This window comes from Halobacillus sp. (genome assembly GCF_049282395.1).
GTDB lineage: Bacteria > Bacillota > Bacilli > Bacillales > Halobacillaceae > Halobacillus.
The window spans coordinates 1-10,259 of record NZ_JBAPTY010000260.1 but is presented as its reverse complement, the minus strand read 5'-3'; the positions used below and the strand labels follow the sequence as shown (position 1 = coordinate 10,259).

The following is a 10,259-nucleotide window of genomic DNA, read 5'->3' as shown; positions in this document are numbered from 1 at the left end:
ATTATACTGATCATTATCTGAGGTGCTTATTACAGATAAGCTCCCGTTAGTTGAAGACTTGATTTCGAGATATTGGGTTATGAGGAAGGCCCTCCGGGGGACGATTTCGCTTTCCGCGGGCATGTGCTGAGCCTCCTCGAGCAATGAACTGACCCCTTAAAATTGGACACATTCATTAAAATTATCACGCCGATTCTTGAAAGCGGGCTCGATAGGAAATGGGGCTTATTCTGAGCTTCGATTTGATGCGTTTATGATTATAATAATGGATATATCTCTCTAATTCTTGTTTGAAATGGGCCACACTTTCAAATTCTCTTAAATAAAGAAATTCCGATTTCATGATACCGAAAAAGTTCTCCATAACGGCGTTATCATGACAATTCCCTTTTCTGGACATGCTTTGGGTAACTTGATGGTCTTTCAATTTCTTTCGATAGGGTGCCATTTGGTAATGCCATCCCTGGTCGGAGTGCATAACCAGTTCATCCGATGGATGAAGGCGTTCAAATGCTTGGTCTAACATGTTGTTCACCAAGGAATAGGTGGGTCTGGAACCAATTGTGTACGTGATGATTTCTCCATTGAATAGATCTAAGACAGGGGAAAGATAAAGCTTCTCGCCAAATAGCTTGAACTCCGTAATGTCTGTCACCCATTTCTGATTCGGCTGATGCGCCTTGAAATTCCGATTTAAGATGTTTGGAGCCGTTTGACCAACTTTCCCTTTATAAGAACGATATTTCTTCATTTTCACCGTAGACTGAAGCCCCAGTTCTTTCATAAGACGATAGACTTTTTTATGGTTCACTTCATAACCGAGATTACGAAGCTCATTTTCAATGCGGCGATAGCCGTAGCGACCTTTATGTTCATTAAAAATGGAGGTGATAAGCTCCTTTAATGGTCGGTCCGTTTCTGGCTCTAGTTGCTTTTCTTTCCAATGGTAATAGGTACTTCTAGGGATATCAGCTATTTCCGTCAGCTGTTTAACTGGAAAATGAAACCTTAACTCATCGATTACTTGCGCTTGTTCTTCTTTCGAGATGCTTTCTTTTTTTGAGCTAAGGTCTCTAACTTTTTTAAGTATTCATTTTCCATCCGTAAGCGTTCATTCTCTTTCTTTAAGGCTTCATAAGAATCCATTGAATCTTCTTTCTTCTTATGAGACGTCATCTGTGTTGGCCCCTTCCTTGTAGATTCAAGGGCTTCTTTTCCGCCTTCCAGCCACTTCTTACGCCATCGGCGTACCATGGAGAAATCGGGGATGTGAAACATAGCTGAAGCTTCTCGAATCGAATCTTCTTCTTCCTCTATATGTTGAATTACTTTTAGTTTAAAGGCAGCTGAATAGTTTGTATAGGGGAAGTCGAAGGCTTCACTACCATGATATTCGGCTAATTTCACCCAATAACGGATGGAAGAACTATCCACTCCCAACTCTTTTTCTAAGTCACGGAAACTGACATTTTCCGTGAGATAACGCTGGACGATCAGGTGCTTTTCTTGAGAAGTAAGTATAGACATATGTTGGGTCCCTCCTAATTTTCATAAGGTGTCCAACATTTGGGGGTCATTACAAAGCTCGAGGAGGCTCAACACATGCCCGCGGAAAGCGAGTCGTTCCCAGCAGGACCAAATTCTCACAAAAGTCTCGAAATTGAGTCTTCAACTAACGGGAGCTTTTCTTTAATAATCTATATGGAGATTTAAATGAGCGCGTTGAATAATGAGTTATACACATGTGGATAATGGAATTAAAGGAAAAACGGCTTTGACAGGTTGTTGATATCTTTTCAATTACCGGACAGATATGATATTCTATTAAGTTAGTGACTACAATAAATTCTACTTTGTGGATAAATATAAAATAGCAACATGAGGAGGTGAGCGCGTGTGGAAACAGATACGATAACTGCCATATCTACCCCTATGGGAGAAGGAGCCATAGCAATCGTTCGACTTAGTGGTCCTCAAGCTGTCTCTATAGCTGGAGATTTGTTTCGTGGAAAGGATTTAAACGAAGTCGACTCCCACACGATGCACTACGGTAAAATAATAGATCCTGATACGGGAGAGACAGCAGAAGAGGTAATGGTTTCCGTTATGCGTGCGCCTAAGACTTTTACGAGGGAAGACATCGTTGAAATTAACTGCCACGGCGGGCTGGTTTCAGTGAACCGTGTCCTTGAAATCGTCTTAGCAAGTGGAGGACGCCTGGCCGAACCTGGTGAATTTACGAAGCGCGCGTTCTTAAATGGCCGGATTGATTTGTCTCAAGCGGAAGCCGTGATGGATTTGATTCGTGCGAAAACGGATCGAGCTATGAACGTTGCTCTAAAGCAGATGGATGGACGACTATCGAACCTTATTCAGCAGCTAAGACAGAAACTGCTTGAAACCTTAGCTCACGTAGAAGTGAATATTGATTACCCCGAGTATGATGACGTCGAAGAAATGTCTCATGAAATGATGGAGCAGAAGACGAAAGAAGTTCATGAAGAAGTCTCGAATCTTCTGCAGACCGCCCGTCAGGGGAAAATATTAAGAGAAGGTTTAGGAACGGCCATTATCGGACGACCTAACGTCGGAAAATCGTCCTTAATGAATACACTGGTGCACGAAAATAAAGCGATTGTGACGGAAGTTCCCGGAACGACTCGTGATGTGATTGAGGAATATGTCAATGTTCGCGGAGTTCCGCTTCGTCTGATCGACACGGCTGGTATTCGGGAAACCGAAGATATTGTCGAAAGAATTGGTGTGGAACGATCCAGACAAGTATTAGAGGAAGCCGATCTCATCCTTCTTGTGTTAAACTATGGAGATGAGCTGAATGACGACGATAAGCAGCTATTTGATGCTCTTCGTGACATGAATATTATTGTTATTGTTAATAAAATGGATTTGGAACCAAAATTAGATATCGATCAGGTGAAAGAATTTGCCGGAGATAACCCCGTGATCTCGACCTCATTAATTCATGAAAAGGGTGTAGATCAGCTTGAAAATGCGATTGCCGATACCTTCTTTGAAGGGGAACTTGATGCGGGAGATATGACGTACGTATCCAACGTCCGTCACGTGCAGTTGCTCAAGCAGGCCAAGCAAGCCCTTGAAGATGCCCAAAACGGTATGGAAATGGGAGTACCGCTCGATGTGGTACAGATTGACGTCACAAGGACGTGGGAAATTCTTGGTGAAATTATCGGAGATACTGTACACGAAAGCTTGATCGATCAGTTGTTTTCACAGTTTTGCTTAGGGAAATAAACAACAACAAAGGAGAGACAATAAATGACTTATGATGCTGGGCATTATGACGTAATCGTAATCGGTGCCGGCCACGCAGGGGTAGAAGCTGGTCTTGCAGCAGCCCGCAGAGGTGCCAAAACGTTAATGCTTACTCTCAACCTGGATCTGGTCGCTTTCATGCCGTGTAACCCTTCGATTGGCGGGCCGGCAAAAGGAATCGTAGTTCGTGAAGTGGATGCACTTGGCGGCGCTATGGGTAAAGTAATTGATAAAACGCACATTCAAATGCGTCTGCTTAATACAAGAAAAGGTCCTGCCGTACGAGCACTGAGAGCTCAGGCAGACAAACCACTATATATTAAAGAAATGAAACGAATTCTAGAAAACCAGGAAAACTTAACTCTTCGCCAGGGAATGGTGGAGAAGCTTCTTGTTGAGGATAATGAAATTAAAGGAGTCGTTACAGAAACAAAAGCGGCTTATTATGCTCCAACCGTTATCGTAACGACGGGAACGTTCATGCGTGGGCGTGTCCTGATTGGAGATCTTTCCTACGAGAGCGGTCCGAATAACCAGCGTTCTACGGTTTCTCTTTCCGAGCAGCTGGAGGAACTGGGAATAAATATGGTCCGTTTTAAAACGGGAACACCAATGAGAGTAAACAGCCACACGGTGGATTATTCCAAAACGGAAATCCAGCCGGGCGAAGAGGAACCAAGATCGTTCTCTTATGAAACGACAGAGTTTATTACGGATCAAATTCCTTGCTGGCTGACTTATACGAACGAAGCAACTCACAAAATTATTGATGATAATTTAACGCTGTCTGCGATGTATTCAGGCGCTGTCAGAGGCACAGGTCCACGGTATTGCCCTTCAATTGAGGATAAAATCGTGCGCTTTAATGATAAACCAAGGCACCAGATTTTCCTTGAGCCGGAAGGTCGCGATACAGAAGAAGTGTATGTACAGGGTCTTTCCACTTCTCTGCCTGAGTATATACAGAACGAAATGATGAGAACGGTACCTGGACTTGAGAATGCGGAAATCATGAGGGCAGGCTATGCCATTGAGTACGATTCCATTATCCCGACTCAATTATGGCCAACTATGGAGACGAAGCAAATTTCCGGACTGTTCACCGCCGGACAATTAAACGGAACTTCCGGTTACGAAGAAGCGGCCGGTCAAGGGCTGATGGCAGGAATTAACGCAGCTGCGAAAGCACTGGATCTCGAAACGTTAATTCTCGACCGCTCAGAAGGCTATATCGGCGTAATGATTGATGATCTCGTGACCAAAGGTACCGACGAACCATATCGTCTTCTCACGTCTCGTGCAGAATTCCGCTTGATGCTTCGTCATGACAACGCAGATATACGTCTGCTTGAAAAAGGATACGAACTAGGATTAATTCCTGAAGAACGCTATCAGCGCTTCCTTGAGAAAAAGCAGCGGATCGAAGAAGAGAAAGCTCGCTTAGATAAAGTCATTCTGAAGGAAACAGAAGAAGTTCAGGCTGTCATTGAAGAAGCGGGAGGCACCCGCTTGAAGGAAGCGGTACGTGCCCTTGATTTACTGAAGCGTCCTGAAATGAAATACAGTCACCTGGAGCGTCTAACCCCTAGTGAGGTCTCACTACCGGAAGATGTGAAGGAACAAGTAGAAATTCAGGTTAAATACAGCGGGTATATCAAAAAAGCGCTCGAGCAAATCGAACGTATGAAGAAGATGGAAACGAAGAAGATTCCTGAAAACATTGATTACGATGACATTCATGGACTTGCTACAGAAGCCCGCGACCGTCTCAAAGAAGTTCGCCCATTATCTGTGGGGCAGGCTTCACGTGTCTCCGGAGTGAACCCGGCTGACGTGTCTATATTACTGGTTTATATCGAACAAGGAAAAATTGCTCGCGTATCGGGTGAATAAAACGAAAGGATGGAAGCATGGATATCAACACCTTTCTCGAATCGCTTAAGAACCAGGGTATTGAATTAAGCGAACAGCAGCAGCAGCAGTTCCACAAGTACTTCGAAATCCTTGTGGAATGGAATGAAAAAATGAATCTCACGGCGATTACGGACAAGGAAGGTGTTTATCTTAAACACTTCTATGACTCTTTGACCGCTTCGTTTTATTATGATTTTACCAAGCCCTTACGAATTTGTGATGTCGGAGCAGGAGCAGGATTTCCAAGTCTGCCGCTTAAAATTGTGTTCCCGCACTTGAAAGTGACGATTGTCGATTCATTAAAGAAACGAATCACTTTTTTGAATCACTTAGCCCACGAATTAGGGTTGGATGACGTGGCTTTTTACCATGATCGTGCCGAAAACTTTGGTAAAAACGCGAAATTCCGAGAAGGTTATGATCTTGTCATGGCTCGCGCTGTCGCTCGAATGTCCGTACTGAGTGAATTATGTCTGCCTTTAACAGCTAAAGGCGGGCATTTCATGGCTATGAAAGGACCTAACCTGGCCGATGAAATGGAAGATGCAGCGATTGCTATCCAAACAGTCGGAGGAGAGGTGGAAAACGTGCATACGTTCACCCTTCCTGAAGAGGATAGTGAAAGAAATATTGCGATTATTGAAAAGCGCCGGAAAACACCTAAGAAATACCCGCGTAAAGCCGGTACACCAAATAAAGCACCGATTCAGTAATCGAATCCCCCTTACGCTCTAAGGAGCCGAAGGGGGATTTTTTTGTCTCATGGTTTTATTAAGCGGGTAGAAGTAAAGAAGAAGGGGGACGACATGATGAAAATTGTTGTACTATCAGACACTCATATGCCTAAAAAGGGCAAATCTCTACCGGAGAGGTTTATTGAGGAACTGCCTTCAGCTGACGCCATTATCCATGCCGGAGACTGGCAGACGAAGGAAGTGGTTGAAGAGCTGAAAGGGTATGGACCACCCGTCTACGGCGTTTATGGAAACGTAGATGGGGAAGACATTCAATCCATTTTTCCTTACAAGCAGACGATAGATCTGAATGGTTTTCGAATTGGTCTGATTCACGGTCATGGAGAGAAAAAAACGACGGAAAAAAGGGCGGTCGAAGGATTTAAAGGTGAGGAAGTGGATATCATTATTTTTGGTCATTCCCACCTGCCCGTTACCCGATACATGAACAAAGTGATGTTATTTAATCCAGGGTCTGTTACAGATAAACGGAAGCTGCCTTATTACTCTTTTGGTATTCTCAGGATTGAAGAAAACATCCACGCCGAGCATGTTTTCTTCTCCTAGAGACCTAACAAAGACCCCCTGCTCCCTATTTCCCGGAGCTGGAGGTCTTAGCCTGACAGGTCGGACAGTAATAACACCGTCTGGAAGCTGCCTTGTATTTAATTATTTCTGTTCCATCTATGCGGCATGGCTGACCTTCGCGGTTAAATACCCAATGCCGATATTGATATCGCTTTGCTCCCTCCGATTTTAAACGGTGAGCAAGTTCAAGATCATTCGTAATTCCTTTATTCTCATAAGAACGCCACATGAGGTCTATGCAGGCTCCGGCTGCTTTTCTAAGCTGCTCTTCTGTGCAATCGGCCGGTCTAAGTTCAGGATGAATGTTCGCACAAAACAAAATTTCACTCCGCAGATAATTCCCGACTCCAGCGATAAAAGCCTGATCTAACAGTAATGAACTCCATTTTCTTCTACGGAAACTTTTATCTTTAAATCGCTCTACCAGCTCTTCACGCGTAACGGATTCATTTAAAAGGTCTGGACCGACTTTAGCGATAAAGGGATGTTCTTCTACTTCCTCATCCTTTAACACCTCAATATCAGAGGCACTGTAAAGCAGCGCTGATTTCTTTTCGTTGTGAATGGCAAGCCTTAGCTGACGGTTGGTCTTCGGATAATTATAGGCGTTTCGGACGTACCATTTCCCGTATAACTGATTATGAGAATAGATGGTTAAGCCCTGATCGAATCGGATCAGCATGGCCTTTCCACGGGTTTCAACACGCTTAATCATAGCTCCTTGAAACATCTCTTCATAATCCTTAAGCTGCTCAAAAGCAAAAGATAGTTCAAGCACAGGGCGGCCGGTCAACGCTTTTTCCACGTGATCAGCCGCCCTTCTTATTTCTGGACCCTCTGGCATATACAGTTCTCCTCTCTTCTTCTATTTATTGTGTAAAAGAAGAGAGCTTTTGGCAAGAAATAACGCTTTAGCTGGAAGTGTACAGACCGCCATTGATGTGGATAAACTGGCCAGTCATGTACGTAGAATCATCAGAAGCAAGGAGAACGTAACTGCCTACGTGTTCTACAGGCTGACCAGGACGTCCCATTGGCGTGTTCGTCCCAAACTGTTCTACTTTGTCCTCTTCAAATGTAGAAGGAATTAATGGTGTCCAGATTGGACCAGGAGCCACTCCATTCACGCGGATTCCTTTATCCACGAGCTGTTTGGCCATGGAACGAGTAAAGGCCACTACAGCGCCCTTCGTTGCGGTATAATCGACGAGCTGCGCATTTCCGGTATAAGGGTTAATGGAAGCTGTATTGATGATGGAGCTTCCTTTCTTCAAGTGAGGAATCGCTGCTTTTGTCATATAGAAAATGGAATGGATATTCGTTTTGAACGTGCTTTCCCATTGCTCTGCCGTAATATCCATTAAATCATCGGTTGGATGCTGTTCAGCTGCATTATTTACTAGAATGTCAAGCTGACCCAGTTCATTGACTGTACGTTCGACAGCGTCCTTACAAACAGATTCTTCTCCTACATCACCAGGAATTAGAATAGCGCGGCGGCCCTGCTCTTCTATTTGTTTTTTCGTATATTCCGCATCTTCGTGTTCTTCGAGGTAGGAAATCGCAACGTCTGCCCCTTCTTTCGCATAGCCAATGGCTACCGAACGGCCGATTCCACTGTCTCCTCCTGTGATCAGAGCTACTTTGCCGACTAATTTATTTCCACTTTGATAATCCTCATCAGCTTGAAGCGGTTGAGGATCTAACTGACCTTCCACACCAGGCTGCTTTTCCTGTTCCTGTTTAGGCTGTCCTTGAGTTTGCTTTTGTGAACGATCCATATTGAAATCCTCCTTTTGTTTTATCACTATAATATCGTAATATCCTCATTCCACAATTAGGAAAAAGGTAAACAAAAGAAAGGAGTTCTTACACTTTCTATAGAAAAATGCTTGTATGGATTCAGAATCAACTCTTTTATCGTTTTCTGTCGATTGGACGGAATGCTGTGGAGTGGTCAGGGTCAAGAATTAGGTGAAGTATTCTAATCTGGCTTCAGGAAAGTATTGCTCAATATACCCGCCCAGTACTTCCTGCATCTCTTTCTGTTCATCCTTCTGGTAAACATATTTTCCGATTCCATAACGGCCCCATTTATACTTTCGCTTTTCTTCGTCCATTTCAAGCTTGGTCATCGGATAATTTTTTTGAATGACGCGCTTGGCAGGCTTGGTAAACCGATGTTGAATCAATTCGAAGGTAAGATCTTTTGTTGCTTGTTCCGGAAGCTTATCATAAAGCTTCTCAAATAATATCCGGTAACCTTCTTTCCAATCCTCGTACAGATAAATAGGGGCAATGATAAATCCTAAAGGATAACCAGCTTCCGCTACTTTTACGGCTGCTTCAATTCGATCATCCAGACGAGAGGTACCCGGCTCCAGGTATTTGATTACGTAATCTGCATTCATACTGAACCGGAAACGTGTACGACCATTGTGTTTCGCATCAAGCAAGTGATCGACGTGTGCGAATTTGGTTACAAAACGTAAGCGCCCATGCTCAGATTGACCAAAATATTCGATCGCCCGCTTTAAGGTGTGTGTGAGGTGATCGACGCCAACGATATCAGAGGTACAAGAAGCTTCAAATCTTGTTTCTTCCGGCGCCCGCTCTTTCATGTAAGCTTCTGCCGCTTCAAACACCTCTTCGACATTTACATAGGTGCGGATATAAGGTTTACTGCCCATCGTGGTTTGTAAGTAACAGTAGTGGCAGTGGCCCATACATCCTGTCGCAAATGGAATGGCGTATTCTGCTGAAGGTTTGGAGGTATCGAATTTCAATGTTTTTCTAACACCGACTACCAGCGTTGATTTCGCCATCCGGTATTTCTGAAAATCATTTTCTCCTGGTAAATTGCGGACCTGGTTATGGGAGGTGGTCTCGCGAATTTCAATACCCATATCTTCAAATTTTTCTTTCAGTTCTTTACCTAGCGGGTATTTCAGGGCTCCGGGTTCGATGTAGACAAGTTCGGGAACAAATGGCTTTACCACTGCAGTCCCTCCGGTTCAATCCCGCCGCCAAATGTATCATGATAGGCGCGTTCAGCTTCACCTTGAGAGGCATATACAGCAATCTCAGAATCCAGCGGGAAATACGTTTCATATAGAAAAAGGGCTAAATCACCTGGATTTTCTGGATCTTTCACGACGGCTGCTTCCTGTACATTGGCCACATCATACGTATGCGGGTTGCGATAGATGACGTATACTATATCTCCCGCACGATAGTTGGATTCTTGAAATTCCATAACCACACCTGCTTTCCATAGTTTGTGTTCATTTTTCCACAAAACCTGAAATTTATTAGACAAGTTGGATTTATTTTCTTAAGTTAACTAAATAAAATGGTGTTTCTATCTAAATTAATTTTGGAACAGAGTTCTTACACAATAGGGTGGTTATTGTAAGACTCATTTTCGAGCTTTTTGTAGAGAAAGGGGCTCAAGGGATCGGCTCGCTTCCCACGGCCCTGCACGACGCAGGGTCGGAAAGTAAAATCGTCCCCGCAGGACCTTCCTCACAAACCAACCTCTCTCGAAATCAAGTCTTCCAGTATCGGGAGTGTATCTTGAATAATCTGTTAAAAAGGAGTTATTTTCTATGAATTGGCCATTAACGACCGAGCGTTTGAATTTACAACCGTATGAAATCTCTCAGGCAGAACGCGTGACGGAGCTTGCAGGTGACAAAGCGGTTGCAGCTACCACCTTCGTTCCGCATC

Annotated in this window: 9 protein-coding genes; 4 read left to right on the top strand and 5 right to left on the bottom strand. The window is 43.9% G+C overall.

Annotation, left to right across the window (positions count from 1 at the left end):
* Nucleotides 1-184: 184 nt before the first annotated feature.
* Nucleotides 185-1,527 (bottom strand): IS3 family transposase gene (locus tag WAM07_RS11110; RefSeq protein ID WP_422166860.1). Its coding sequence is split into 2 segments (ribosomal slippage): nucleotides 185-1,086 and nucleotides 1,086-1,527, totalling 1,344 coding nucleotides; the frame shifts between segments, so codons are not numbered across the junction.
* A gap of 369 nt (nucleotides 1,528-1,896) precedes the next feature.
* Between WAM07_RS11110 and mnmE the strand changes: the two genes are divergently transcribed.
* The 4 genes from mnmE to WAM07_RS11090 all read left to right on the top strand — a co-directional run bounded on the left by mnmE (nucleotide 1,897) and on the right by WAM07_RS11090 (nucleotide 6,509).
* On the top strand, nucleotides 1,897-3,273 hold the full coding sequence (gene mnmE / locus WAM07_RS11105; protein ID WP_422166858.1) for a tRNA uridine-5-carboxymethylaminomethyl(34) synthesis GTPase MnmE: 1,377 nt from the start codon (nucleotides 1,897-1,899) through the stop codon (nucleotides 3,271-3,273).
* Between the two features lie 24 nt (nucleotides 3,274-3,297).
* Nucleotides 3,298-5,187 (top strand): tRNA uridine-5-carboxymethylaminomethyl(34) synthesis enzyme MnmG, encoded by a 1,890-nt coding sequence (gene mnmG, locus WAM07_RS11100; protein ID WP_422166856.1) that lies wholly within the window; start codon nucleotides 3,298-3,300, stop codon nucleotides 5,185-5,187.
* Between the two features lie 17 nt (nucleotides 5,188-5,204).
* Nucleotides 5,205-5,921 carry a 16S rRNA (guanine(527)-N(7))-methyltransferase RsmG gene (gene rsmG / locus WAM07_RS11095; protein ID WP_422166854.1) on the top strand — a complete coding sequence of 239 codons (717 nt, stop codon included), beginning with the start codon at nucleotides 5,205-5,207 and terminating at the stop codon, nucleotides 5,919-5,921.
* A gap of 96 nt (nucleotides 5,922-6,017) precedes the next feature.
* Nucleotides 6,018-6,509, top strand: coding sequence for a metallophosphoesterase family protein (locus WAM07_RS11090; protein ID WP_422166862.1), 492 nt, complete (start codon nucleotides 6,018-6,020; stop codon nucleotides 6,507-6,509).
* Nucleotides 6,510-6,534: 25 nt separating this feature from the next.
* On the opposite strand, the gene nei is transcribed toward WAM07_RS11090, so the two are convergent.
* The 4 genes from nei to WAM07_RS11070 all read right to left on the bottom strand — a co-directional run bounded on the left by nei (nucleotide 6,535) and on the right by WAM07_RS11070 (nucleotide 9,786).
* A complete protein-coding gene (nei, locus tag WAM07_RS11085) occupies nucleotides 6,535-7,374 on the bottom strand; it encodes an endonuclease VIII (RefSeq protein ID WP_422166852.1) in 840 nt (279 codons plus the stop codon).
* Between the two features lie 67 nt (nucleotides 7,375-7,441).
* Nucleotides 7,442-8,311, bottom strand: coding sequence for an SDR family oxidoreductase (locus WAM07_RS11080; RefSeq protein ID WP_422166850.1), 870 nt, complete (start codon nucleotides 8,309-8,311; stop codon nucleotides 7,442-7,444).
* 189 nt (nucleotides 8,312-8,500) lie between these two features.
* On the bottom strand, nucleotides 8,501-9,529 hold the full coding sequence (gene splB, locus WAM07_RS11075) for a spore photoproduct lyase (protein ID WP_422166848.1): 1,029 nt from the start codon (nucleotides 9,527-9,529) through the stop codon (nucleotides 8,501-8,503).
* On the bottom strand, nucleotides 9,523-9,786 hold the full coding sequence (locus WAM07_RS11070) for a transcriptional regulator SplA domain-containing protein (RefSeq protein WP_422166846.1): 264 nt from the start codon (nucleotides 9,784-9,786) through the stop codon (nucleotides 9,523-9,525). Before WAM07_RS11070 ends, splB begins: the two co-directional genes overlap by 7 nt.
* Nucleotides 9,787-10,259: the final 473 nt, after the last annotated feature.